This is a genomic window from Rhodoferax sp., from assembly GCF_028714215.1.
Taxonomy (GTDB): Bacteria; Pseudomonadota; Gammaproteobacteria; order Burkholderiales; family Burkholderiaceae_C; genus Rhodoferax.
This window is the reverse complement of record NZ_JAQTMS010000010.1, coordinates 19,947-45,206: the sequence shown is the minus strand read 5'-3', so window position 1 is coordinate 45,206 and position 25,260 is coordinate 19,947. Positions and strand designations below refer to the sequence as shown.

The following is a 25,260-nucleotide window of genomic DNA, read 5'->3' as shown; positions in this document are numbered from 1 at the left end:
ACGGTTGGGCGACGCGGCAATGCCCTTTCTTGCCGCACTCTAAACAGGGAATTGTGATGAATACCTTCTGCAAGAATATGTCGACGGTGGTACTGGCAACGGTCTTCGCTGCTGCACCGGCTGCTGTATATGCCGCACGAATCTGTGATGCGAATGGGGCGAATTGTTTCACCTTCACCTGCCTGCCGTACGACAAGACCACGCTCTCGACAGTAGACGTGCAGGATACAAGCTTAAGTAAAAATTTGTGTCTGAAAATAATGAATGTGAAGCCAAGAACTGAAGGAACATCAAGTAGGCAAGGGGTTCTGGCCAAGGTAGGCGCTGATTGCAAGGGTGTTGGCGGTGTCTTGCAGGACAAGGGCTCAGAGGTGGCATGCATCCTTGGCAATGGGAAACAGCCTGCCGCCGCTTTCAAACCACCCGTCCCCAGCCCGACCAATCCCAAGGAACCGGGACTCCTCAAGACTGTGAAACCCTGTCCAAATGGGGAGCAGCCGCCGTGTGGCGACAGGACGTCGCCAATTCCTGCGCAACTCAAGTAGTCATCCTGCGTTGGTTTGAATGCTGGCAAGCGGGCCGATCTGCAAAGCCGGAAAAGGCGGCAAGGCCTCGCGACCCGGCAACATTCTTTCCGCACTATGGAGAAGGAGAAAATGATGGGTGCTTTTTACCAAAAGACGTTGACGATTGCGTTGGCAACAGCCTTCGCCGCTTCCCCAGTTGCTGTCCATGCCAAACTGATGTGCGATGCGAAGGGGGAGAACTGCTTCGATTTCGTATGCCTGAAACCGGACGTAAATAACTTCCCCAAAGTGGAAGAGGTCGACACTGAATTGTGTGTCTTGGTGAAAACGCCGGCGAAGCAAAGATACCAGGGAACATCAAGCCGGCCAGGGGTCCTGGCCAAGGTGACGGATGCCTGCAAGACTGCAGGAGGCGTCCTGGAGGACAAAGGCGCAAAGGTTGCGTGTACCTTGGGTCATAAGGCGCCCAATGCGCCAGCAAGGAAGTAAAGAAATGAAATCCAAACTGAAATCTTGCCTGGTCAGGTGGCTGCTGCCGCTGCTCGGCGCGGCTATCTTCCAGATCCCGGTAGGGGCCCAGACTGTTGGACCTCTGGGCCGACCTGCAGGGCCTCTGGTTGCCACGCAATTTTCGGGCCCCGACCTGAAGGTCGATAACGTGTGCGCGATCAATGGATCGCAATCGGTGCTCTGCACCGTCACCGTCAAGAATATTGGCGGCATGGCATCGTTCGCCCCGATGACGATTGTGGACACGTCGACGGTGGTCGCGCCAAACTCCCTGATGGCCGGTCATGGTGGTAGCCTGATGCCCACCTGCTCGCCCGAGCCCGGGGGCTCCATCCAGCCCAAGACCTGTACCGCCAATGTGTCCCTGGCACCCGGGGAGTCGAAGTTTGCCTTCTTCGGGTTTGGCTTTGGTCAGGGCGGCTCGCTGACGAATTGCGCCACGGTGACCCAGGCCACCCCGCCCAGCCCCAAACTGGCCGACCACGATCCGAGCAACAACAGCAATATTTGCGCCTCGGTGGTGGTGCCAGCGCCGCCACCGCCCACTGGGGCAGACCTGGGCATGACGAATACCTGCGCGCTCGACCCGGCCCATGGGCCGCAGGCGGTGCTGTGTACCGTCGGGGTGCATAACGGCAGTAGCAACACCTATTCCGGCAGCCCGGTCACATTGACGAGCAATCCGGTGGCGCCACCTCCGGGTACGCTGTACACCAGTTCCAGTGGCAGCTTTACTTGCACGGCGGCAGCCGGACCGGTCGCGGCTTCCATGCCCTGCGTCTACAACAACACGATACCTTTCGGGCAGAGCGTCAGTGCCTCCCTGCATTTCAACGTGGCGCAGGGCGGCACATTCCAGAACTGTGCCAGCGTGACGCAGGGCAACTGGGTCGATCCCAGCTCTGCCAACAACACCCATATTTGCGCCTCGATTGTGGTGCCGCCGCCGGCTCCCGTTCCCGGAATCTATATGACCCTGTCTCCCATGTCATACCAGGATTTTGGCAGCGTCAAACTTGGAACGTCGCCCGCCTGGCGCACCATCACACTGGGAAATGCGGCCAACTCAAACGCCCCATTGACTATCACGGTAGGCAATTTGAATCCGCCGTTTTCAGTCAGTCCTTCCGGGACATTCACGATAAATCCGGGACAGAGCAAATCCTTCAGCCTGTATTTCGGGCCAGCCCAGACCGGGGCTTTCAATCAGATATGGTGGATCAATCACAATGCAATCAATCAGCAGAATCCTTACCAGCTCACCCTGCATGGCAGCGGCTGCAGCTTCTGTTGACAGGGAGAGGGGAATCGAAATGAATCTGCTACATCGCCGTGGATTGGCGGAAATCTTGTGCTCGCCGGCAGGTATCGCGCTGGCCTTGGCAATCGGTTTGACGCTGGCGACGCAAGCTGCCGCGGCGGGCAACCCGGCCACCCCCCTGTCCACCGGCACGCTGAAAGTGGCCGGCGAAATGTTCGACACCAACGGGGCGTTGTTTCTGCTGCCTCATGGGATGGCGTCATTCAGTCTGTCTTGCACTCCGGCCGGGCCAAGCTATCAGAACCTGGCTTTGCAGAATCGTGGCCGGCCCAGCTATGTGGTCGCGGGCGGAAGTACTTGTTCGGTGGCTCTGCAAAATGAGAACCCGATGACACCCGTGGCGCACTACGTGGGTTGCGCTGGCGCGAGTGCCTCGTGGACCAAGCATTACTCGCCACAGCAGGTGGTTATCCCGACCGGCGGTACCGTAACCATGACATTTACACAGAGACTCACATGCGACCCCATTGCGCGTCAGCGCGCGGAGAAGCCAACCCCGCCGCAGCAATGATCATCGGCGGTGGCGGGCGGGCTATGCCACGCCATTGAACGATCCCTTGCCAAAACCGTCTTGAAGCTTGGTGCACCGGTCATGCTGATGTCCGGGCACGCACCGGGGTCATTTGTTGATCCCGCCGTGGGTGTTGGTCCGGGAAAAGCGAGTAGCATCCGAGCCTGTATTCCCTATTGGCCGAAGTGATGCATGGTCCTGAAGCGTTTTGCCTGTTTTTGATGGCGGGCCTTGTCAGATGAATCCTGGCTACTTCTCCGAGCACCCGGGCGTCGGGTTGGGCCTCGCCGCGGCGTGCCTGGTTCTGGCGGTCTGCGTGCTGTGGCTTTACTGGCGTGAACGCCGGCGCAACTTGCGCCTTTCGCTGGAACTGAAGCGGGTCTCGCACCAGATGTCGACCCAGTCGGAGCGCGACGAGTTGACCGGCTTGCTGACCCGTTCCGGTTTCGATGCCGTGCTGGACACGCAGGTTCAGAAGGTTGACAGCGCTGGCGGGGCCTTCTGCGTCCTGTACGTCGCGCTGGACAATTTCGGCTTGCTCAACGATGCCTTTGGTCAAGGCGTTGGCGACCGCCTGCTGAAGGACGTGGCGCAGCGACTGGTGCAGTGCACTGGCCCCAAGGCCGAGGCCTGCCGGATCGCGGCGGGTGAGTTCGCACTCATCGTCAATGGCGCCCTGGCCGTCGGCCGCACGGCCGCCAGCCGGGTGATCAACACTTTCGCCGAGTCCTTCAAATTTGATCTGATTCAGACCCAACTGAGTTGTTCGATCGGGATTGCTTCCTACCCGGAGCATGGATCGCGCGCCAAGCTGATGGGCCATGCCGCCACGGCGATGCGAAGCGTCAAGCTCAACGGTGGCAGTGCGTTCTGCCAATACGACGTCAAAATGGGCGTTGAAGTGCGTGAGCAGGCGATCCTGGTCAACGAGTTGCGCAATGCACTGGAACTGGGCCAGTTCGAACTCTATTTTCAGCCGAAGATTGACGCCGTCAGCCTGCAAGTCACGGCGGCGGAGGTGTTGCTGCGCTGGCATCACCCGGAGCGCGGATTGGTCAGTCCGGTCCTTTTCATCCCGCTGGCCGAGCGCTACGGATTGATCGGTGCCATCGGCAACTGGGTCATTGAAGAGGCCTGCCGCAAGGCCGCCGGCTGGCGTGAACGCGGCCTGCGCATGCGGGTGGCCGTCAATATTTCAGGCTACCAGATGCGCGAGGACGACCTGGTCGAGCGCATCGAGGCGGCCTTGCATCGCAACGGCCTGCAGCCGGGGCGATTTACCTGCGAGATCACCGAATCGGTGGCGATGGAAGACACCAAGGTGACCCAGCTCACCTTCGACAAGATGCGCAAGGCCGGCTTCCATGTTTCGATCGACGATTTCGGCACCGGCTATTCGAGCCTGGCGGCCTTGCGCCGGCTGCCCGCCGCCGAGTTGAAAATCGACCGTGCCTTTGTCTGCGACCTGGAAGAAAGTGAAGAGGCCAGATCGATCGTCAAGTCCATCGTCAGCGTGGCCGCGGCACTCCATTTGCGGGTCGTCGCCGAGGGCGTGGAGACGGTCGGTCAATGCGATCTGCTGGTCAGCCTGGGCTGCGACGAACTCCAGGGTTATCTTTTTTCGATGCCGGTGCCGGCCGAAGAACTGGAACGGCTGGCGCTGGACGAGCATCGCCTGAAAAATGTCGAATTCCGGCCGTCCCTGTTTTCATCCACCCTGGCTGCGGAATTGAATCCCGGTTTGCGGCCAGACCCCTTGCCCTAGCCGTTGCTGAGTTCACGCAGCAGCCAGGCGCGCGCCAGATTCCATTCGCGTTTCACGGTGGCGACGGAAATGTCGAGCGCCTCGGCGATCTCGCTGTTTTCCATGCCACCGAAGAATTTGAGTTCGACGACGCGGGCGGCGCGGGCATCGACCGCCTCGAAGGCCAGCAAGGCTTCGTGAACCGCCACCACATCCTGCTCCTGCGATGCCAGCGGCAGGTTCTCCGCGAGTGTCAAGGGCGCCAGGATCACGTCGCGCTTGTCGGCCCGTTTGGCCGCCGCATGGTGCACCAGGATGCGCCGCATGATGGTCGAGGCGACCGCCAGAAAGTGCGAGCGGCTGGCCCACTGGGTTCGTGTCTGCTCGTTCATCCGGAACCAGGACTCGTGCGTCAGCGCGGTGGTGCTCAGGGTGTGCCCCGGATGCTCCTTGCGCATGTGGTTGCGCGCCACCCGGTACAGGTCGTCATACAGCCAGGCGAACAAGGCATTGCCGATCTCGGGAGGATGCGGCCCGTCGCCCGACGCCAGCGCGTTGAGCCAATGGGTGATGTCTTGGGGTCGGTCCTGCATCCGGTAACGATACCACGGTCGCGCGCTGGTTGTGGTGGTCTCCGACCCCCTTGACGGGCGGCTGACGGGCCGCTGCCGCAAGGCTGGTCTGGTCGGTTTGTCATCAAAAAAATTGGGATGAGTGAGCCTTTGGGCAAGAAAAGAGGCCGTAAGCTTGAGACACCCTGTCCCTTCGATAAATTCCAGCATGCCTATTTCAAAGCCCGATTTGCACCCGGCAGACGCATCCCCTGCTGCGTCGTCCCCAGCTTGGCCCACCGTCAAGCGCTTGTTCCAGCAGGCGCTGGAGTTGCCCGGTTCGGCGCGGGAAGCCTTGCTTGCCGCCGCCGAGGTCGACGACGCGGTCCGTGCCGAGGTCAGGTCTTTGCTGGCTCACAGCCCGGACCCAACCGGCCAGGGCAATGCCGGCTTTCTGGCTGCGCCGGCGGCCATCGACGTGCTGGGCCAGACCGATCGCAGCGGCGAGCAACTGGGGCCCTGGCAGATTGTGCGTGCGCTCGGTGCCGGCGGCATGGGCGACGTCTTCGAGGCGCGCCGCGCGGACGGTAGCTTTGAGGGTCGCGCCGCCGTCAAGCTGCTCAAGCGCGGCATGGACAGCGTGGCGGTGTTGCAGCGTTTCGCGCACGAGCGTCAGGCCTTGGCGCGCCTGAATCACCCCCACATCGCAACCCTGCTGGACGCCGGACTGAGCAACGACGGTCTGCCTTACTTTGTGATGGAGTTCGTTGACGGTACGCCGATCGATCAGGCGGTGCGCGGCTTGAGCCTGCCGCAGCGACTCGGGCTGTTCCTGCAACTGACGGACGCCGTGGCCTACGCGCACCGCAACCTGCTGGTGCACGGCGATCTCAAACCCGGCAATGTGCTGGTAACGACCCAGGGCCAGGTCAAATTGCTCGATTTCGGCATTGCCAGGGCGCTCGACCCGCTCGATGGCGGGACCGCGGCAGCCGGCAACAGCTCGATCGGCATGACCCGTCCGTTCACACCCAACTACGCCAGCCCCGAGCAGGTGCGCGGCGAGCCGGTGGGCACCGCGACCGACATTTACAGCCTGGGTGTGTTGCTGTATCAACTGCTGACCGGCGTGCGGCCGACCGGGCGCGACGCCACGACACCGGCGCAGGCGGCGCGCAGCGTGCTGGACGAAACCCCTACCTGCCCGAGCACCCTGCCCGCCGATCTCACCAATGACCCGGACTGGCTCGCCACGCGCAAGCACCTCGCGGGGGACCTGGACAACATCCTGCTCAAGGCCCTGGAAAAGCCGGTGGAACGTCGCTACGCCAGTGTGGACGCACTGGCGGCCGATGTGCAAGCCTTCCTGGACGGTCGACCGGTGACGGCGCGCACCGCCAACTGGCACTATGTCGCAGGCCGCTTCGTGCGGCGCCATACGGTGCCGGTGGCCCTGGCTGCGCTGCTGTTTGTCTCGCTGGTGGCTGGAGTGGGTGTGTCGGCGTGGCAGGCGCGCGAGGCCCGGCTGGCGCGAGACGCGTCGCAGCGTCATCTGGCCGACGTGCGCCGCTTGGCCAACGTGATGATCTTTGAGGTCAACGATGGCTTGCGCAACGGTGCCACGCAAGCCCGCAAGGTATTGGTCAAGACGGCAGCCGACTACCTTGGGCGGCAAGCGGCATACACGGATCAGACCGACGCCGAGCGCATTGATCTGGCGCAAGCGTTGAACGGGCTGGCCAAACTCGAAGGTCACGCCTACACCGACAATGTGGGCGAACTTGACGTCGGGCGTGATCACTATCGCCAGGCGCTGGCACTCCTGGAGCCGTTGTCGCCCAGCCAGGAGGGCAACGCCGACTGGCAGTCGGCCATGGTGTCTGCGCTGGAAGGCTTGTCGTCGATTGAACGCGAGCGTCACCACCTCGAAGACGCCATGGCGCTGATGCGGCGTGTGGCCCACCATGCACGCCGTGTCGCTGCCCTGCGGCCCACCGACATCAAGTCCAGGGCCTTCGAATGTGCCGCACAGATCGAACTGTCGTCGCACCACTACATGGTTGAACGTGACCATGGGTTGAATCAACTTGATCAGGCCATGACCGAAGCAGAGCGGGCACTGGATTGCACCGCGCGCCTGGTTGGATTCGCTCCTGGCCATTTTCGGGCCTGGAAGCTGCGCTCATACGCGCTGCATACGCATGCCGGGTTGCAAGGCATCCTGGGGCGGTTGGAGGCCTCGGCTGAAGAGGAGCGACTGGCGTGGGAAGCCGCCGAAAAAGTGTTTGCCTTGCCGGGCGGGGCCGTGCAGCGGACCATGATGGTGACCAGCGCGCAGGTTCACCTGCAACTGATCTACACGCGCTCGGGTGCTGAGGAGGATGCCGAGCGCCATGGATGGACCGCCATGGAGCGTGCCGAGGCCGATCTGCGTGACGATCCGACGAACCAGCGCTTCCGAGCCGAGTATCTGGTGGCGGCGCGCAACCTGCTCTATCAGTTGCTGCGCGTCGGCGCTCAGGCCCGCATGCCAGCACTGTACGAGCGCATCGACCGCGTGTTGGCCACCACGGCGCGAGACCGGCCTGTAGAAGATGTGCAGGTTGAGCGCGCGGGACTGGATGCCGTTCAGGTGATGGGTTGGGCCCAGCTAGGACGCCGCGACCGTGCGGATGCCGGCATGGCTCGGTTGCTGGCATTGCTGGAGGCGGGGAGACTGGTGTCGGAGCTTGAGCACACACCAGGGGATTCGGAGTTGCTGGCTGCAGTGCGCACGGCACAGGCGGCAGTGGCTGTGCTAGATGGTCACCCGGACCTGGCGCGCAGCGCCGCTCGCCAGGCGATGGCCGCGCTGGACGCGATGCGCTCCAGTCGGGATCCGCGCGACGTCGTTGAGCAGTTGATCGCCAGTGAGTATCTGGTGCTGTTGGCGAAGTTGAACTACGGTGCCGACGGCCCTGCTCGCTCTATGCACGCGGAGCTGGTGTCTCGCGCACGCTCGCTGCTGGTGCCCCTGGCTGAGCGCCGCGTGCTGCCAGAGCGTGCCCGTCCGGAAGGGCGTTGGCTGGCAGCTCAGCCGCCAGCTTGAACGGCCAGGCACGCTTTCCCTTCCAAGACACTGAATTTTCCCTGTCTGCCAGGGGCATGAGCCTTTTGGTCTGAAAAAACGCCGTAAGCCATGGAGCGGTCTGATTTCGTCGCAGGCCGAGCTCAGTCCGAGGCCACTGGCCGGTCGGGCGCATCGGCGGCGAATTACCTTTGCCAACAGAAGTTTCATCATGCTTTTTTCAAAATTCAATATTTTCAGACTCATAACAACGTCTGCCTTGCTGGCCCTGACAGCTTGCGGTGGCGGCAGCAGCGTGGTCGACCCGGTGAACGGAACTTTGGCTGGCACGGCGGCGGTCGGCAACCCGATTGCCGGCGGCACGGTCAAGGTGGTTTGCGCTGGGGGCAGCGCACTACCCGGTACCACCACCAGCGGTGTGGGTGCCTGGCAGGTGACGCTGGCCGGACAGGGCCTGCCTTGCGCGGTGCAGGTCAGCGGTGGTAGCGTCAATGGCGTTGCCAACACCACCGCTTATCACTCCATCGCGCTGGCACTGGGTACCGTCAATGTCACGTCGCTGACAGACCTCCTGCTGGCCAACCTGGTGGGCAGCGCGACACCGGCTACCTGGTTCAGTGGCCTGACGACAAACCCGACGGCGCTGACAAGCATTGGCCAAGCCCAGGTCGATAGCGCGCTGGCCAAGCTGCGCGGCGCCATGACCGGACTGCCGCCGCTGGCCAGCGTCAACCCGATCACGACCCGTTTCACGCCGGCACCGGGCAACGTCAGCGACGACATGCTGGCCGCCTTGCAAGCGGCGATGAAAGCCACTGGCATCCCCTATTCGACGCTATTGAACAGCGCCGCCGCCGCGGCCTTCACAGCGCCCGGTTCCGCCTTGACTACTGCCCTGACGAAGGCCTACACGGAGACCGCGAGCGGCACACCGGCCATGACCATTCCGGCGGCGCCGGCCGGCCTGATAGTGGCCGCCAGCGGTACCACGCAGCTCAACCTGAATTGGGTCAATGTAAGCGGCGCGATCAGCTACAACATCTACCGATCGACCTCACCCTCGGTGCAAATCGTCGCCGCCAACAAGATCAGTTCCGGCAGCGCGCTCACCACGTCCGGACCATTTTCGGATTCAGGCCTGATGCCGGCGACGGCTTATTACTACCGGGTCACGGCCGTCAACACGGCCGGCGAGAGCCTCGGCTCGGCCGAGGTCAGCGCCAGCACCAATGCCGTGGCGCCGACGCCCACCGTCATCGGCTTCCTGCCCGTCAGCGGAGCGCCCGGCACCAGTGTGACCATCAGCGGCATCAACCTGGGCAGCTTCACGCCGGCGCCCCTGGTGAAGTTCGGCAGCAGCACCGCGACCTCGACGCTCAGCAACGGTCAGACGATTCTGGCCGTGGTGCCGGCAGGACTCGCCGCAGGCAACTCCGCGATCACGGTGGCCAATGGCGATGGCTCTGGTTCGATCAGCGTTGGCACGTTTGCGGTGACCGCCGCGCCCGGCGCTCCGCTGGGTGTCGCAGCCGTGGCCAGCAGCGGCAGCCAGATCAGCCTGAGTTGGACGGCGGTGACGGGAGCCACCGGCTACAACGTCTATCGCTCCACATCGGCCGGCGTGCAGGCGCTTGTGGGCAATAAGCTGACCGCCACACCGCTCAGTGCCAGCCCTTTCAGCGATACCGGTTTGACCGCCGCAACACATTACTACTACAAAGTGACGGCCCTGAACGCCAGCGGCGAGAGCGCTGCCTCGGCTGAAGTGACGGCCAGCACCAATGCAGCTTCCGGCAGTGCCGGCTCGGCCATCGGCAGCGGGCTCTACAGCGCCGTGCTGCCCGCTGACAACGCCGCTTTTCTGGCCTTGCTGAACACCGCCTGCGCCAACAAGACTGTGACAACCGATGTAGGGATGTATACCCACTGCACCCAACAAGCCATGGCCAGTTTTGCCAGCAACCTGACTGCCAACATGTATGTGGGTGGCCTGCCGCATCAAACGGGTGGCAGTGTGGTCTCCGGGCCTAGCAGCTATGCCCCTGGAACGGCCAAGGTCAACAGCAATCAAGGTATGTCCGGAGTTGCCGTCAACGACAGTTGTGTGGTCGGCATCCCCGAGCCCTACATTCCGATCGTGTCGGTTCAAATCAAGGGCGCCAACTACTACCCTGCCGGGGTCAGCTTCAACTTCCGCGGCACCTCCGACGACACCATCACCCTCACCGGTACGGGCGTGGTCGTTGAATACACCATGACCAACGGGCAGGGCGGCAAGATTGAAGTCCATCCCAATCTTGCCTTGTTCGATGCAACCCAGTTCGGTGCCGAGGCCGTGGTGGGAAGCGTTGCCAATGGGATGTGGAGCAACTTTTTCCTGTGCAAGTAGCCAAGCCCCCGCCCCGGCGGGGCTAACTCCGGCGGCAGGTCGTCTTTTTGTGCCCCGTGCCGTCCGGCGCGTTAAAAAAAGAGATCGGCCGGATGAGCCTTCTGGCGACCGAATTGGGCGTAACCCAAAGAGAGCAGCACTCATCGAGTGCCCCCTGCGATCCGGATTTTCTCATCACGCTGTCACACCCATATCCATTCACTTCATATTTCCTGGAGAACAAAGTCATGAAACACAACAGTAAACGTCTCTTTCGGATCGTCGGCGTCGGCGCCGCCGTTTCGACCCTGGTCGCCTGCTTTGGCGGTGGCCCCGAGCCCTTGAACCTGAACGGTGTCGCCGCCACCGGTGCCGGACTGGGCAATGCCAGCGTGACCGCCAAGTGCGTCAGTGGCGCGCCCATTACCGGCACCACCGCGGCCGATGGCTCGTTCTCACTCAGCCTGTCGGGTGGCCAGGTGGCACCCTGCATGCTGGAGGTGGTCGGCGGCTCCCCCGTGGTCACCCTGCATGGCTATGCCACAGACGCCGGGCGCGTCAACTTGACACCGCTGTCCGAACTGGTGCTCGCCAAAGTCCTGGGTAAAGACCCCGCCAAGACCTATGCCAGCTTTGGCAGCGCTAGCGCGAGTCTGATTACACCGGCCCTGGAAAGTGCCAAGACCGCCATTAAAAACCAGGTCAGTACGTTGACCGGCAGCACCCTTGCCGTCGACATCATGACGGGTACGTTTGCGGTGGGAGGTGCCGATGACAAGGTGCTGGACCAACTGATGGCCATGGCCAAAACCGCCGGCAAGGCACTGCCTGATTTGCGTGCTGCCGCGATCAGCGGCACGGCACTGCAATCGGCACTGGCGCCCTCTCCAACGCCCACACCCACACCCACACCCACACCCACACCCACGCCAACGCCAACGCCAACGCCAACGCCAACGCCAACACCGACACCGACACCGACACCGACACCGACACCGACACCGACACCGACACCAACGCCAACGCCAACGCCAACGCCAACGCCGGCACCCAGTGGTTTTGAGTGCACGCCCATGGTCCCCAAAGCGGGGGATTCGCTGACCTACAAGGGCAATATGCTGCCCGCCGTGAGCGACTACACCATGCGTTATGACTATGGAAGTGGTACCTACCAAGGGCAGTCGGCTGTGGCCTCCACGGTGACAACGACGATGCCCGGCGGCGCCAGTTCAACCGGAGGGGTCATCTATTTGAATCCGACCACCGGAACCTATCTGGGCTCGGTCGATGGGAGCAGCACCGACAACATCGTGACAACTTACGATCCGCCGGATTACGAGTACCGGCTGGCCCAAACCGTGCTCAATGTCGGTCAGGTGACCAGCATCGCCGTCAAGGCGCGGCTGAGCGGCCCAGGCATCAGCAACGCCTTTGCCACCATCGGCGGCGGCACCGCATTGACCATGGACTACACCTATTCGCTGGAGCGCAAACCCAACGAGTCGTTGACGATTGCGGCGGGTACGTTTGCCAATGTCTGCAAGTTGCAGGTGAGCGTGACGGTGAAAAATGTCAAACTTGAAGGCAATAATGGCAGCAACCCCTTGTTCGCCAGCATGTTTGATTTGCTTTCAAGCAGCATGGCCTATCCCTTCAACCTCACGCTCTGGTTGACCAACCAGTTGCCCAACGCACCGAAGTCTTACATGACCACGGCCGTGGCAGGTGGCGGTAGTGCGGCCACCGAGCTGACAAGCTATACCCTGACTGCGCGTTGAGATAGCTTGTGGGATGCCCGCCCTTCGGGTGCCGGCGCCGAATCGGACGGCCTGACTGATTGCAGCAGGCCGTCACTCTTTGCGTTGCATCAAGAAGCTGCGTCAATTCGCTTAGCCGCCGGCGCCAGGCGTGGTGGGATTGAAGGCGCCGTCTGTCAAAATCGTCCGGCAGCAACTTGACGGCCAGTCATGAATCCAGGGAGACCCCACCGTGCACCCATCAGACATTGAAATTGCCCAGGCGGCAACGCTCAAACCCGTCATGCAAATGGCGCATGAGCGTTTGGGCATTCCGGCGCAGGCGCTGGAGCCTTATGGCCACTACAAGGCCAAGATCGACCTCGCCTGGCTGAACCAGCAGACCGGCCCCAATGGCAAGCTGGTGCTGGTGACGGCGATCAGCCCGACACCGGCGGGCGAGGGCAAGACCACCACCGTGGTGGGCCTGGGCGATGCCTTGAACCGGATCGGCAAACGCACCGTCATTGCGCTGCGCGAACCTTCGCTGGGACCGGTGTTCGGCATGAAAGGCGGCGCCGCCGGCGGCGGTTATGCCCAGGTGGTGCCGATGGAAGACATCAACCTGCATTTCACCGGCGACTTCAACGCCATTGCGCTGGCCCACAATCTGCTGGCCGCGCTGATCGACAACCACATTCACCACGGCAATGCACTGCGCTTCGATTTGCGCCGCATCGTCTGGCGCCGGGTCATGGACATGAATGACCGGGCCTTGCGCTCCACCGTGATTTCGCTGGGCGGCGCCAGCAACGGCTTTCCGCGCGAAGACGGCTTCGACATCGTGGTGGCGTCCGAGGTGATGGCTATTTTTTGCCTCGCCACCTCGCGCCGGGACCTGAAGGAACGCCTGGGCAAGATCATCGTCGGCTACACCCGCGACCTGACCCCGATCCGGGCCAGCGACCTGCAGGCGCAAGGCGCCATGGCCGCCTTGCTGAAGGATGCGATCAAGCCGAACCTGGTGCAAACCCTGGAGAACAATCCGGCCATCATCCACGGCGGACCGTTCGCCAATATTGCCCATGGCTGCAACACCGTCACCGCCACCCAGGCGGCGCTCAAGCTGGGTGACTATGTGGTGACCGAGGCCGGTTTTGGCGCCGATCTGGGGGCCGAGAAATTCATCGACATCAAATGCCGCAAGTCGGGCCTGCGACCCGACGTGGCGGTCATCGTCGCCACCTTGCGTGCGCTCAAATACCATGGCGGCGTGGATGTGAAAGACCTCGGCATGGCGAACCTGGTGGCGCTGGAAAAAGGGTTGCCGAATCTGGAGCGGCACGTGGAAAACATACGCCACCGCTATGGACTGCCGTGTGTCGTGGCGCTGAATCACTTCACCGCCGATACCGAGCCGGAGTTGGCTTTGCTGCGCCGGCATATGGACCGCCAGGGGGTGCCGGTGGTGGTGGCCCGGCACTGGGCCGAGGGTTCCGCCGGCACTGTGGAACTGGCGCACGCGGTGGTCAAGCTGGCCGAGTCCGGCACCGCCAATATGCGTTACGTCTATCAGGACGAAGACAGCTTGTGGGACAAGATGAAAAGCATCGCCACCCGGATTTACGGCGCGGCCGATATTTCGGCGGACACCGCGGTGCGGGCCAAGATTGCCAAACTCCAGCAAGACGGATTTGGTCACTACCCGGTGTGCGTGGCAAAAACGCAGTACTCGTTCTCGACCGATGCCAAACTGCGCGGCGCACCTGTCGGTCACATGGTCAACATCCGCGAAGTCCGGCTGGCCGCCGGGGCCGAATTTGTGGTGATGATTTGCGGCGACATCATGACCATGCCAGGTCTGCCCAAGGAGCCAGCCTCGGCGCGCATCGACATCGACGACGATGGGAAAATTTCAGGCTTGTTCTAGGCTATGCCCGATAGCCCAGCAGTCTGGCCGGCAGGAACAGCAGGGCCTTGACTAATGCCAGCACGGCGTCAACACTGATCCCAAGCAGTTTCAGCGGAATTGAGAGCAGCCAGACGAAAGGCCATAGCAGCAAGGCCAACAAGGCCAGGGGCCAGCACAAGGCCAACAGGATCAGCCAGCCCAGCAGCGGCAGAAGTGTTTTCACGGTGCTTTAGCAAAAATCAGGAACGGGGTGCAACGATGTCAACCCGTTCCAGCGTTACCAGGGTTGGGCCCTGACTGCCCTGCGCCAACGTTCCCTTCTGAGCCACGCTGTCGAACTGCCAGAGCAAGCCGGCATTGATGGCCAGCGTCATCAACACGGCGAACATGAGTCCAGCCAGGCGGGTCGTGCGGTTGGTCGTGAAATTCATAATCCCTCCAAATTCAGGCCACGGTGGCCGGTTGAAGAGAATGTAGGGGTTCCGTTTTCGGATTGCACGCGCCATGCGACAGAATGCGCCACGCCGCGAGGAAGCGGCAGGCTGGCGTGACAGACGGTTGTCGCCAAAGGCGGCTGGCGGTTCCCCGGAGTGACCTTGGAGGGACTGGAACAGCGGCTTTGAATGAGGTTGACGAGCCTTGACCCCGGCACTGGCTCCACAGTTAGGGCTGCTTGGTTCCCCACCTGACCCGGTTGGCCGCTTCACCATGCGGGAAGGCCCGTCAGCCTCCATTGTAGGCGAGAGTTGACCTGCCTTGTCTCCCGCCGCAGGCTGTGCGGATCAGCTTGGCAGGGCGCTCTGCTCCGTGTCCTCCGCCCTGCGGGCTCCTCCTTTACCTGCGCAGAACACCCAGCCAAGCTGATCTGGGAGTGGCATGTGCGCGCAAGCGACGAAACACAAGCCCGTCCAGCGACGGGGCTGGGGTGTATTGCAAAGCGAGGTAAAGGGGGAGCCCGCAGGGCGGAGGACACGAGCGGCGCAATGCACCCCAGTCCCGCCGCAGGCTATGCGGATCAGTTTGGCAGGGCGCTCTGCTCCGTGTCCCCCGCCCTGTGGGCTCCTCCTTTACCTGCGCAGATCACCCAGCCAAGCTGATCTGGGAGTGGTGTGTGCGCGCAAGTGGCGAAACACCAGTCCCGCCGCAGGCTGTGCGGATCAGCTTGGCAGGGCGCTCTGCTCCGTGTCCCCCGCCCTGCGGGCTCCTCCTTTACCTGCGCAGAACACCCAGCCAAGCTGATCTGGGAGTGGCGTGTGCGCGCAAGTGGCGAAACACAAGCCCGTCCAGCGACGGGGCTGGGGTGTATTGCAAAGCGAGGTAAAGGGGGAGCCCGCAGGGCGGAGGACACGAGCGGCGCAATGCACTCCAGTCCCGTCGCTGGCGCGAGTGCTGCACCCCGTAGAATCGCAGCCATGTCCTATCTCGTGCTCGCCCGCAAGTACCGCCCCCGCAATTTCACCGAAATGGTGGGGCAGGAGCATGTGGTGCGGGCGCTCTCCAACGCACTGGGCACACAGCGGCTGCACCACGCCTATCTGTTCACCGGCACCCGTGGCGTCGGCAAGACCACGGTGTCGCGCATTCTGGCCAAGTCGCTCAATTGCCAGGGGCCGGACGGGCAGGGTTCCATCACGGCCACGCCGTGCGGCGTCTGCCAGGCTTGTAGCGACATCGATGCCGGTCGCTTTGTCGACTACACGGAGCTCGATGCCGCCTCCAATCGGGGTGTCGACGAGGTGCAGGCGCTGCTGGAGCAGGCGGTCTACAAGCCGGTGCAGGGACGCTTCAAGGTCTTCATGATCGACGAGGTGCACATGCTCACCGGCCACGCCTTCAACGCCATGCTGAAGACGCTGGAGGAACCGCCCGCGTATTTGAAATTTGTGCTGGCCACCACCGATCCGCAAAAAGTGCCGGTCACGGTGCTGTCGCGCTGTCTGCAGTTCAATCTGCGGCCGATGGCGCCCGAGACCATTCGCGAGCATCTGCAAAAGGTCTTGCAGCAGGAGAACGTGTCGGCCGATGTGGCGTCGTTGCGACTGCTGGCCCGCGCCGCGCGCGGCTCCATGCGCGATGCCTTGAGCTTGACCGATCAGGCGATCGCTTTCGGCGCCGGAGAGTTGAGCGAGGCCACGGTGCGCCAGATGCTGGGCAGTGTGGACCGCTCGTATGTGCTGCGCTTGCTCGAAGCCCTGGCCCGGGGTGACGGAAAAACGGTGGTCGAGACCTCCGAGGCGCTGCGCCTGAACGGCCTGAGTGCTGCCTCCACTTTGGAGGAAATGGGCGCCCAGTTGCAGCGCATGGCGGTGCTGCAGGCGGTTCCTGGCATGGCCGCGCAGGCCGATGAAAGCGACCCGGAAGAGGCCGACCTGCTGCGCCTGGCGGCGCTGATGCCGGCCGATGAGACGCAGTTGCTCTACAGCATCTGCCTGCACGGGCGCGCCGAGCTGGGTCTGGCGCCGGACGAGTATGCGGCGCTGACCATGGTATTGCTGCGTTTGCTGGCCTTCAAGCCAGGCGCCGGCGAGCCGCCCGGGGCTGAAAAAAAAACTCTGAAAAATCCATTGCCCGAGGCGCCACGGGTAGCTGAGACGAGGACAGCGCGGCCCGCGCCCGTTCCGGCTCCGACGCCGGCTCCCGTTCGACCAACACCAACGCCAACACCCTTGCCAGCGGCGCCGACACCGCTGGGCCAGCAGTTGCACGTGGTCAGCCCGTTGGTCGCCGCCGGCCAGCCTTTGGTGAGCGAACAAAACAAGCCGTTGGCGATCAACGACCGGGCGCAGGAAGCGGTGCTGGCCATTCCGCTGCGGGTGCAGGCCGATTCGCGTACCGAGACGGTGGCCAGCCAGTCCGGCACGGCCCAACTGCAACCGACCGAGGAGGGCGATTTCTGGCACGCCACGGTGCAGCAATTGATCGCCAGCGAAGCCATTACCGCCCTGGTGCGCGAGCTGGCACTGCAATCGCAGTTGGTGGCACGCGATACCGATCAGTGGCTGCTCCGGGTGGAGCGCGAGTCGCTCAACCAGCCCGGCAGCCGCGACCGCCTGGTGAGCGCCTTGCAGGCGGAAGGTCACGCCGTGCGTCTGGTGGTGGAAGTGGGGCGTGTCACCGACAGTCCGGCGCGGCGCAACATGGCGTTGGCCGCAGAGCGCCAACTGGCGGCTGAGAAAATCGTTTTTGACAATTCGTTTGTGCAGGGGATGATGCGCGATTTTGGGGCGAAAATCGTGCCCGGCAGCATCAAGCCCGGCTGATTTTTCACCTTGACATGGCCAACTAGCCTGAATTGCCGCGCCACGCTTGCAATGACGAATTCAGCCATGACAAGAATTTCTTTCCAACCTAAACCAAGGAATATCGATGTTCAATAAAGGACAACTTGCGGGTCTCATGAAGCAGGCCCAGGCCATGCAGGACAACATGAAAAAAGCGCAGGATGAGCTGGGTCAGGTCGAAGTCAGCGGCGAGTCCGGCGCCGGCCTGGTCAAGGTCACCATGACCTGCAAACATGACGTGAAACGCGTCAGCATAGACCCCAGCTTGCTGGCCGAGGACAAAGACATGCTGGAAGACCTGGTGGCCGCCGCTTTCAACGCCGCCGTGCGCAAGGCGGAGGAGACTTCGGCCGAGAAAATGGGCAAGATCACGGCTGGCATGCCGGGTTTGCCGGGTGGAATGAAATTTCCCTTCTGATGATGGGCTACTGCGCGCCTGTGAAGCGTCGTTGGGCGGTGCTCGCAATCCTCACGTACAGGGAGTACGTTCCGGTTGCTGTGCTCCGTCCGCCTAGCTTGACAGCCGCTCGCGACGCCCTGTAGTACGGTTGGTAAACATGTCCAATGCCAACTCACTTGACGTCTTGATCCAGGCGCTGCGCCGCTTGCCGGGGGTGGGCGTGAAGTCGGCTTCGCGGATGGCGTTTCACTTGCTGCAACATGACCGGGCCGGCGCGCAGGCGCTGGCGCAGGCGCTGCAAGTTGCGGCCGACAGCGTGCGCCACTGCCAGCGTTGCCATACCTTCACGCAGGCCGACATTTGCGGCACCTGCCTGGACCCGCAGCGCGACGCCAGCAAGCTGTGCGTGGTGGAGACGCCGGCCGATCAGTCCGCCGTGGAGCGCACCGGGGCGTACCGCGGCCTGTACTTCGTGTTGATGGGTAAACTCAGTCCGCTCGACGGTATCGGCCCCAAGGAGATCGGTCTGCGAGGGCTGTTCGAGCGGGCCAGCGACGGCCTGGTGCAGGAAGTGATTCTGGCCACCAACTTCACGGCCGAAGGCGAGGCCACGGCCCATGTGATCAGTGAAGGCCTGAAGACGCGCGGGCTGCGCCTGACCCGTCTGGCGCGTGGCGTGCCGGTTGGCAGCGAGCTGGAGTACGTTGATTTGGGCACTATCGCGCATGCCCTGGTGGATCGGCGCTAGCGTCGATCCCGGCTAGGTAGAAACACTCACGGGATGTTCCCGATGCGGGATCGGGCGTAGCTGGCTATGCTCCATGCCGATTCAATGAAATTTTCGACAAGGGATGTAAATGGCCAATAGAGGGCTGAAGCGGCGTACGTTTTCGTCTGCGCTGGCATTGCTGGCTGGCGCCGCGGCGGTGCCGGCGCTGCGGGCGCAACCGCGCCTGGAGAAAACCAGAATTGCCATCAGCGTCGGGGCGAAAGGGGACTTTTGCAATTTGCCGCTGACCATTGCCGAGCAGCTGGGCTATTTCAAGACGGAAGGTCTGGAGGTCGAAATCGCTGAGTTTCCGATCGCTTCGCGCATGGCGCCAGCGGCGGCCGGTGCTGCGGCGGATTTGTTTTCCGGCAGCTATGAGCACACCATCCGGCTGCAGTCCAAGGGGCAGAAATTCCAGTCCATCGTGCTGCAGGGGCGGGCGCCAGCGATCGCCCTGGGGATTGCTGTCAAGGCGCTACCCCGTTACCGCTCGACCGCTGATCTGAGGGGCAAGAAGATCGGCATTTCGGCCACCGGCTCGGTTGGCCATATGGTGGCCAATTTGATCCTGTCGCGTGCCGGCCTGAAGGCGGACGATGTGAGCTTCATAGGCTTTGGCACGGTTGCCGGGACCTTGACGGCCCTGCGTTCTGGTCAGATTGACGCCGTCTGCAATGCCGATCCGGTGATGACCATGCTGGAGCAAAGAGGCGAGCTGCGCATCGTTGCCGATACCCGCACGCTGAAAGGGACGCTGGAGGTGTTTGGTGGCGCGATGCCGGGCGCCTGCCTGTACGGCGCGGTCGACTTTGTAAAGAAAAATCCCAACACCGTGCAAGCCTTGACCAACGCCATGGTGCACAGCCTGAAGTGGCTGCAGACCGCCGGCCCCGGCGACATCATCAGAACCGTTCCGGAAACCTATCTGATGGGCGACCGGGCGCTGTACCTGGCGGCGTTCAACAAGGTGCGCGAGTCCATCTCTCCGGACGGCATGATCCCCGATGATGGTCCGCGCACTGCCTTGAAGGCGCTTGCCGGCTTCGATCCAAGTATCCGGGCCGATAAGATCGAACTCTCCAGAACCTACAGCAACGAGTTTGCGAAGAAGGCAAAAATACGTTTCCTGGCCTGACGCCCGGCCCATTGGGGCGCGCTAGCGTTTGGCAATATGGGTCGCTTTGGCCGGCTTGTTTCGCGCCAGCTGGGTGCCCGGTTTGCCCTGGCTCTTCGCCTTGCCATGCAGCACCGGCTTGCCGGCCTTGCGGCTTGCCCGCTTGACCGGCGCCAGCGCCGCCAGTGACAGTTGGCCGTTGTCGGCCAGGTGCACGGCGACATCGGTTTCAAGATGGGTGGAACGCGGCACCAGCAGGCTGGAGCCGGCCTTGATGACAACCCGGGGCGGGATGTTGTTGACGCTGCGCAGCGCCTGCTCGGTCATGCCTACCCGTTTGGCGGCGTCGGCCGGTTTCATGGTGCTGGGCGCCAGCCAGACCGTCCAACTGGCCAGGCGACCGCCGCCGTAGGCCTCCAGGTTGCTTTGAAAAATGACCGCGTTGTCCCATGGCAGCAGGATTTGCGGCGTGCCCGCGGCCAGGATGACCGGACGGCTGGCGGAGGGGTTCAAGGCCTTGAAGTCTTCCAGTGAAACCTCGGCCAGTTTGGCGGCCAGGGCGACGTCGATATCGCGCTTGATGTCGACGGTCTGGAAGAACGGGTGGTTCTCAATATGCGGCAGGCTTGAATTGAAGGCTTGCGGGTGGCTCACAATGTTTTTCATGGCCTGCAGCTTGGGCACGTAAAAACGGGTTTCCATCGGCATGTTGAGGTCGGTGTAGGCGGTGCCGAGGCCGGCGCGCTGGTTTTTGGCGATGGCGCGGCTGACGCTGCCTTCACCCCAGTTGTAGGCGGCCAGCGCCAACTGCCAGTCGCCAAACATGGTGTAGAGTTTTTGCAGGTAGTCGAGTGCCGCGCGGGTCGAGGCCAGCACGTCACGTCGGTCATCGCGAAAAGCGTTTTGTTTCAGTTCAAAGGTTTTGCCGGTGGCTGGCATGAATTGCCACATGCCGGCTGCCTTGGCGCTGGAGACCGCTTGCGGATTGAAGGCGCTCTCGATAAAAGGCAGCAAGGCCAGTTCGCTGGGCATGTTGCGCCGCTCCAGTTCCTCGACAATGTGGAACAGGTATTTGCGCGAACGCTCGGTCATGCGCAGGATGTAGTCGGGTCGGCTGCTGTACCACAACTCGCGGTCATGCACCAGGTTGTTTTCCAGATCCGGCATGCCGTAGCCGCGCCGGATGCGCTCCCACAAATCGGCCGGTGGCAACAGCTGTGCCACCACCTGCGAGGTGGCCGGCGTTGCCGTGATCGGCAGCAGTTCGCCGCCGGGATGGAGCGATGGGCGAGCCGCGGCCAGCGGGTCGCTGCCGGCACTGCTGACGGTTGGTGCAGCGCTGCCTGCGTTCGGGTCCGACGCATTGTTCAGGCCGGTGCTGGCACAGCCGGTCAGCCAGATCAGGCTGCCGAGGCAGACAAGGGTGAAAATTTTCATTGGAATTGGTTTTTCCATTGACGAAGCGCGGCAAAGATGCCGACCTCATCGTTGGCTGTTGCGTCAAAACCCTGCGCTGCCTGGATCACGGCAGCTTGGCGGGTACGCAAAAAAGGGTTGATCTGGCGTTCCAGCAAAAGGGTGGAGGGCAGGGTGGGCTGCTGCTCTGAACGCAACTGCCGGGCGCTGGCGGTATAGCGGGCCAGCAACAAATTGTCGGGTTCGATCGCGGCGGCAAATTTCAGGTTGCTCATGGTGTATTCATGGGCGCAGCATACACGGGTGCTGTCGGGCAGGGCGGACAGCCGGTCTAGCGATGCCAGCATCTGGGCCGGGCTGCCCTCGAACAGGCGGCCGCAGCCGCCGCTGAAGAGCGTGTCGCCACAAAAAAGCAGTGGTGCGCCGTCCATCTCCGCGCAGTAATAGGCGATATGGCCGGCGGTGTGGCCCGGAACCTCCATGACCTTGAAGTCCAGGCCGAGAAACCGCAGGCGATCAGCCTCGCCAACCCGGGTCAGCGGCTCCGGCATGACTTCGCGCGCCGGGCCAAAGACCTGGGCTCCGGTGGCTTGGCGCAGGGCAGCGACGCCGCCGGTGTGGTCCGGGTGATGGTGCGTGACTAGAATGGTCCCGAGTTGCACCTTGCAACGCTGTAGCGCGGCAAGCACGGTTTGCGCATCACCGGGATCGACCACCAAGGCTTGCTGGCCGTCGTGCAACAGCCAGATGTAGTTGTCGGTGAAGGCGGGTAGTGGAATTAACTTCATGAACGATCAAATTATAGGTTTGCATGACTGGTTTGCGACGCCGCCCGGACGCTATCTGCTGGCCTGGGAGCGTGCCCAACTGGACCTGGCGGTGGCCAATATTTTTGGTTTTCATGCCTTGCAACTGGGTTTGCCGGAGCTTGACGGGTTGGCGGCCAACCGCATGCCGCACCGCTGGCTGGCGACTCCGCTGCCGGCGCCGGGGGCCCATATCGTGACCGATTTTTCGGCACTGCCGTTTCCGGCCGGCAGTCTGGATCTGGTGCTGTTACCTCATTCGCTGGAACTGTCCAGCGACCCGCATACCACGCTGCGCGAGGTGGAGCGCGTTCTGGTGCCCGAAGGACGGGTCGTGATCTGTGGTTTGAACCCGGTTTCGTTGTGGGCTTTCCGGCAGCGGCGCGCTCACCTGTACCGGCGGCTGGGTTTCGGCAAATCATTTTTGCCGCAAGAGGAGTTCATCGGCTACTGGCGCTTGCGCGACTGGCTTCGTCTGCTGGGTTTTGAGGTCGAACAGGGGCGTTTTGGCTGTTATAAACCAGCCTTGTCGAACGAAAAATGGCTGCACCATTTTGACTGGATGGACTGGGCCGGGGATCGCTGGTGGCCGATATTGGGGGCCGTGTATTTCCTGGTGGCGGTCAAGCGCGTGCGCGGCATGACGCTGCTAGGCCCGGCCTGGAAAGCGTCCAGAACGCTGGCTTCGGCGCCGGTTTCGGTCGCCAACAGCAGCAGCTTGAAAGAGGCCTCGGGCCGCAATGAATTGATAAAGAGGATTTCCGATTGAACGCGATAGAAATTTACACCGATGGTGCCTGCAAGGGCAACCCGGGGCCCGGTGGCTGGGGTGTGCTGCTGAAGTCCAGGGAGGCACAAAAAGAGTTGTTTGGCGGGGAGTTGGGCACCACCAACAACCGGATGGAGATGATGGCCGTGATCGAAGCCTTGTCGGCCCTGAAACGGCCCTGCCACGTGACCTTGCATGTGGACAGCCAGTATGTGCTCAAGGGCATGACCGAGTGGCTGGCCGGCTGGAAGGCCAGGGGCTGGAAGACCGCCGCCAAGCAACCGGTGAAAAATGTCGATCTGTGGCAGCGCCTGGACGCCTTGGTCAACACGGCGGGGCACAAGATCGACTGGCGCTGGGTCCGCGGTCACGACGGCGATCCCGGCAACGAGCGTGCCGATGTGCTGGCGAACCGGGGTGTTGAGCAGGCTTTGCGAAAAAAATAGCGCCAGGCGGGGCGCTGTCCGTCGCTGACCTCAGACCAGGTCGCAGGCCACCTCGGTGTCGGCGTTCAGAGCCCGCAGCACCGGTATTTGCACGGCGCAATTGGCGATCGCCTTGGGACAGCGGGTGCGGAAGATGCAGCCCGACGGCGGGTTGATGGGTGACGGCAGGTCGCCTTGCAGCAATTGCAGCGTCTTGTGCCGTTCCAGTTTCGGGTCCGGCAGCGGAATGGCGCTGAGCAAGGCCTGGGTGTAGGGGTGACTGGGGCGCTGGTAAATGGCCTGCTTGCCGGCGAGTTCCATGGTGTGGCCCAGGTACATCACCATGACGCGCTGGCTGATGTGGCGCACCACCGCCAGATCGTGCGCAATGAAGACCAGCGCCAGACCCATCTGCGCTTGCAGTTCCATCAGCAGGTTGATGATCTGGGCCTGGATCGAGACATCCAGTGCCGACACCGGTTCATCGCAAATCACCAGCTTGGGCTCCAGCACCAAAGCCCTGGCAATGCCGATGCGCTGGCATTGACCACCGGAAAATTCGTGCGGGTAGCGGTTGATCTGCTGCTCGGTCAAGCCTACTTTGGCCATCATGGCGCGCACTTTTTGCATGACCTCCTCGTTGGCCATGCGGGGGAAATGGGTACGCAAGGGTTCGGCAATGATTTGGCCCACCGTCATGCGCGGGTTCAGCGATGCCAGCGGGTCCTGAAAAATCATTTGCACGCTTTTTCGCAGCGTGTGCCAGACCTCCGTGCTGGCGCCGCGCATCTCCTGCCCCTGCCAGACAATGGAGCCGGCGGTGGCCGGAATCAAGTTCAGCATGGCGCGCGCCAGGGTCGATTTGCCGCAACCCGACTCGCCGACGATGCCCAGGGTTTGGCCCGGAAAAATATCGAACGACACGCCGTCCACCGCTTTCAGCAGGCGCGGCGCGGCCCAGGGCCAGGGTGAATCGGCCGCCAATTCGAAATGCACTTGCAGAGCACGCACCGACAACAGGGCAGCTGACGTGTTCACAGGCTCAACTCCCTGGCGTGCTGCGTGACTTCGGCCACACTTTTGTGGCAGGCTCGCAGAACATCCGGTCGGTCGCTGACGGGCGACAAAGCCGGCCGGGTGTTCAGGCAACGCGCCTCCGACAGCGTGCAACGCTCACAGAACGGGCAGCCGCTGGGCAGGCGCGCCATGTTGGGCGGCGCACCGGGTATTGCCACCAGAGCGCCGCCGCCCTGTTCCAAGCGCGGTATCGCACCCAGCAGGCCCACCGTGTAAGGATGGGTCGGCTGGTAAAAAATGGACTCGGCACTGCCTTGCTCCATGACCCGCCCGCCGTAAAGCACCATCACCTGGTCACACAGACCGGCGACGACGCCCAGGTCGTGCGTGATCATGACGATGGCGGTGCCATGGTCGCGTTGCAGATCGCGCAGCAAGGCGATGATCTGCGCTTGCACCGTGACATCCAGCGCGGTGGTCGGCTCATCGGCAATCAGCACGTCCGGCTCGCACAGCAAGGCCATGGCGATCATCACGCGCTGGCGCATGCCGCCGGAGAACTCATGCGGGTACATGCCGATGCGCCGCGCCGCCTCGGGTATCTTGACCGCGTCCAGCGCCTGCACCGAGCGCGCTCGCGCCTGGCTGCGCGTCATGCCCTTGTGGAACTCCAGCACCTCGGTCATCTGGCGCTCCACCGTCAGGTAGGGGTTGAGCGATGTCATCGGGTCCTGAAAAATCATCGCCACCCGGTTGCCCCGGATTTTGTTCAAGGCGTTGGCCGGCAGGCTCAGCAAGTCCTGCCCGTCGAACAAGGCCTGGCCGCTGGCGCGACCGTTGATCGCCAGCAAGCCCATCATGGCCAGCACGGCCTGGCTTTTGCCGGAACCGCTTTCGCCGACGATGCCCAGGGTTTGCCCCTTGTCCAGTGCAAAGCTGATGCCGTTGACAGCGGTCACCTGGCCATCGGGTGTTTCAAATTGGACGTTCAGGTTGTTGACTTCTATCAGAGGCAT

Annotated in this window: 22 protein-coding genes and 1 other RNA gene; 15 read left to right on the top strand and 8 right to left on the bottom strand. The window is 62.7% G+C overall.

Annotated elements, in window-relative coordinates; all coding sequences use genetic code 11:
- Positions 1 to 56 precede the first annotated feature (56 nt).
- The 5 genes from PHS32_RS06865 (at position 57) to PHS32_RS06845 (ending at position 4,634) form a co-directional block, all read left to right on the top strand.
- Positions 57 to 545, top strand: coding sequence for a hypothetical protein (locus tag PHS32_RS06865; protein WP_301078179.1), 489 nt, complete (start codon positions 57 to 59; stop codon positions 543 to 545).
- Between the two features lie 111 nt (positions 546 to 656).
- Positions 657 to 1,016 (top strand): hypothetical protein, encoded by a 360-nt coding sequence (locus tag PHS32_RS06860; RefSeq protein WP_301078178.1) that lies wholly within the window; start codon positions 657 to 659, stop codon positions 1,014 to 1,016.
- Positions 1,017 to 1,020: 4 nt separating this feature from the next.
- Positions 1,021 to 2,331, top strand: coding sequence for a hypothetical protein (locus tag PHS32_RS06855; protein WP_301078177.1), 1,311 nt, complete (start codon positions 1,021 to 1,023; stop codon positions 2,329 to 2,331).
- Positions 2,332 to 2,350: 19 nt separating this feature from the next.
- Entirely contained in the window at positions 2,351 to 2,869 is a 519-nt protein-coding gene (locus PHS32_RS06850; protein WP_301078176.1) for a hypothetical protein, read from the top strand.
- A 238-nt stretch (positions 2,870 to 3,107) separates the two neighbouring features.
- Positions 3,108 to 4,634 carry a bifunctional diguanylate cyclase/phosphodiesterase gene (locus PHS32_RS06845; RefSeq protein ID WP_301078175.1) on the top strand — a complete coding sequence of 509 codons (1,527 nt, stop codon included), beginning with the start codon at positions 3,108 to 3,110 and terminating at the stop codon, positions 4,632 to 4,634.
- Here the strand turns inward: PHS32_RS06845 and PHS32_RS06840 are convergent.
- A complete protein-coding gene (locus tag PHS32_RS06840; RefSeq protein ID WP_301078174.1) occupies positions 4,631 to 5,206 on the bottom strand; it encodes an ECF-type sigma factor in 576 nt (191 codons plus the stop codon). The genes PHS32_RS06845 and PHS32_RS06840 overlap by 4 nt on opposite strands.
- Before the next feature lie 187 nt (positions 5,207 to 5,393).
- Here PHS32_RS06840 and PHS32_RS06835 point away from each other — a divergent pair, with 187 nt between their 5' ends.
- The 4 genes from PHS32_RS06835 to PHS32_RS06820 all read left to right on the top strand — a co-directional run bounded on the left by PHS32_RS06835 (position 5,394) and on the right by PHS32_RS06820 (position 14,265).
- Positions 5,394 to 8,252, top strand: a complete 2,859-nt coding sequence (locus PHS32_RS06835) for a serine/threonine-protein kinase (protein ID WP_301078172.1) — start codon at positions 5,394 to 5,396, stop codon at positions 8,250 to 8,252.
- A gap of 190 nt (positions 8,253 to 8,442) precedes the next feature.
- Positions 8,443 to 10,620 carry an IPT/TIG domain-containing protein gene (locus tag PHS32_RS06830; RefSeq protein ID WP_301078171.1) on the top strand — a complete coding sequence of 726 codons (2,178 nt, stop codon included), beginning with the start codon at positions 8,443 to 8,445 and terminating at the stop codon, positions 10,618 to 10,620.
- 227 nt (positions 10,621 to 10,847) lie between these two features.
- Entirely contained in the window at positions 10,848 to 12,377 is a 1,530-nt protein-coding gene (locus PHS32_RS06825) for a hypothetical protein (RefSeq protein WP_301078170.1), read from the top strand.
- Between the two features lie 211 nt (positions 12,378 to 12,588).
- Positions 12,589 to 14,265 carry a formate--tetrahydrofolate ligase gene (locus tag PHS32_RS06820; protein WP_301078169.1) on the top strand — a complete coding sequence of 559 codons (1,677 nt, stop codon included), beginning with the start codon at positions 12,589 to 12,591 and terminating at the stop codon, positions 14,263 to 14,265.
- 1 nt (position 14,266) lies between these two features.
- On the opposite strand, the gene PHS32_RS06815 is transcribed toward PHS32_RS06820, so the two are convergent.
- From PHS32_RS06815 to ffs, 3 genes are all read right to left on the bottom strand, one after another.
- Entirely contained in the window at positions 14,267 to 14,470 is a 204-nt protein-coding gene (locus PHS32_RS06815) for a hypothetical protein (protein ID WP_301078168.1), read from the bottom strand.
- A gap of 16 nt (positions 14,471 to 14,486) precedes the next feature.
- A complete protein-coding gene (locus PHS32_RS06810; RefSeq protein ID WP_301078167.1) occupies positions 14,487 to 14,678 on the bottom strand; it encodes a hypothetical protein in 192 nt (63 codons plus the stop codon).
- Between the two features lie 197 nt (positions 14,679 to 14,875).
- Positions 14,876 to 14,972: signal recognition particle sRNA small type (ffs, locus tag PHS32_RS06805), an RNA gene on the bottom strand.
- A gap of 687 nt (positions 14,973 to 15,659) precedes the next feature.
- Here ffs and dnaX point away from each other — a divergent pair.
- The 4 genes from dnaX (at position 15,660) to PHS32_RS06785 (ending at position 19,832) form a co-directional block, all read left to right on the top strand.
- A complete protein-coding gene (gene dnaX / locus PHS32_RS06800; protein WP_301078166.1) occupies positions 15,660 to 17,507 on the top strand; it encodes a DNA polymerase III subunit gamma/tau in 1,848 nt (615 codons plus the stop codon).
- Positions 17,508 to 17,613: 106 nt separating this feature from the next.
- A complete protein-coding gene (locus tag PHS32_RS06795; protein ID WP_301078165.1) occupies positions 17,614 to 17,946 on the top strand; it encodes a YbaB/EbfC family nucleoid-associated protein in 333 nt (110 codons plus the stop codon).
- Positions 17,947 to 18,085: 139 nt separating this feature from the next.
- A complete protein-coding gene (recR, locus tag PHS32_RS06790; RefSeq protein ID WP_301078164.1) occupies positions 18,086 to 18,676 on the top strand; it encodes a recombination mediator RecR in 591 nt (196 codons plus the stop codon).
- A gap of 109 nt (positions 18,677 to 18,785) precedes the next feature.
- Positions 18,786 to 19,832, top strand: a complete 1,047-nt coding sequence (locus PHS32_RS06785; RefSeq protein ID WP_301078163.1) for an ABC transporter substrate-binding protein — start codon at positions 18,786 to 18,788, stop codon at positions 19,830 to 19,832.
- Between the two features lie 21 nt (positions 19,833 to 19,853).
- Here PHS32_RS06785 and PHS32_RS06780 read toward each other — a convergent pair whose 3' ends face one another.
- Complete coding sequence (locus PHS32_RS06780) at positions 19,854 to 21,248, bottom strand: transglycosylase SLT domain-containing protein (RefSeq protein ID WP_301078162.1); 1,395 nt, start codon at positions 21,246 to 21,248, stop codon at positions 19,854 to 19,856.
- Entirely contained in the window at positions 21,245 to 22,015 is a 771-nt protein-coding gene (gloB, locus tag PHS32_RS06775) for a hydroxyacylglutathione hydrolase (protein ID WP_301078160.1), read from the bottom strand. The genes PHS32_RS06780 and gloB overlap by 4 nt, the downstream gene beginning before the upstream one ends.
- Between gloB and PHS32_RS06770 the strand changes: the two genes are divergently transcribed.
- Both PHS32_RS06770 and rnhA read left to right on the top strand, forming a co-directional pair.
- Positions 22,014 to 22,802 carry a methyltransferase domain-containing protein gene (locus PHS32_RS06770; RefSeq protein ID WP_301078159.1) on the top strand — a complete coding sequence of 263 codons (789 nt, stop codon included), beginning with the start codon at positions 22,014 to 22,016 and terminating at the stop codon, positions 22,800 to 22,802. The two genes, gloB and PHS32_RS06770, sit on opposite strands and share 2 nt — an antisense overlap.
- Complete coding sequence (gene rnhA / locus PHS32_RS06765; RefSeq protein WP_301078158.1) at positions 22,799 to 23,248, top strand: ribonuclease HI; 450 nt, start codon at positions 22,799 to 22,801, stop codon at positions 23,246 to 23,248. The genes PHS32_RS06770 and rnhA overlap by 4 nt, the downstream gene beginning before the upstream one ends.
- A 30-nt stretch (positions 23,249 to 23,278) precedes the next feature.
- Here rnhA and oppF read toward each other — a convergent pair whose 3' ends face one another.
- Positions 23,279 to 24,265 carry a murein tripeptide/oligopeptide ABC transporter ATP binding protein OppF gene (gene oppF, locus PHS32_RS06760; protein WP_301078157.1) on the bottom strand — a complete coding sequence of 329 codons (987 nt, stop codon included), beginning with the start codon at positions 24,263 to 24,265 and terminating at the stop codon, positions 23,279 to 23,281.
- Positions 24,262 to 25,260 carry an oligopeptide/dipeptide ABC transporter ATP-binding protein gene (locus PHS32_RS06755; protein ID WP_301078156.1) on the bottom strand — a complete coding sequence of 333 codons (999 nt, stop codon included), beginning with the start codon at positions 25,258 to 25,260 and terminating at the stop codon, positions 24,262 to 24,264. Before PHS32_RS06755 ends, oppF begins: the two co-directional genes overlap by 4 nt.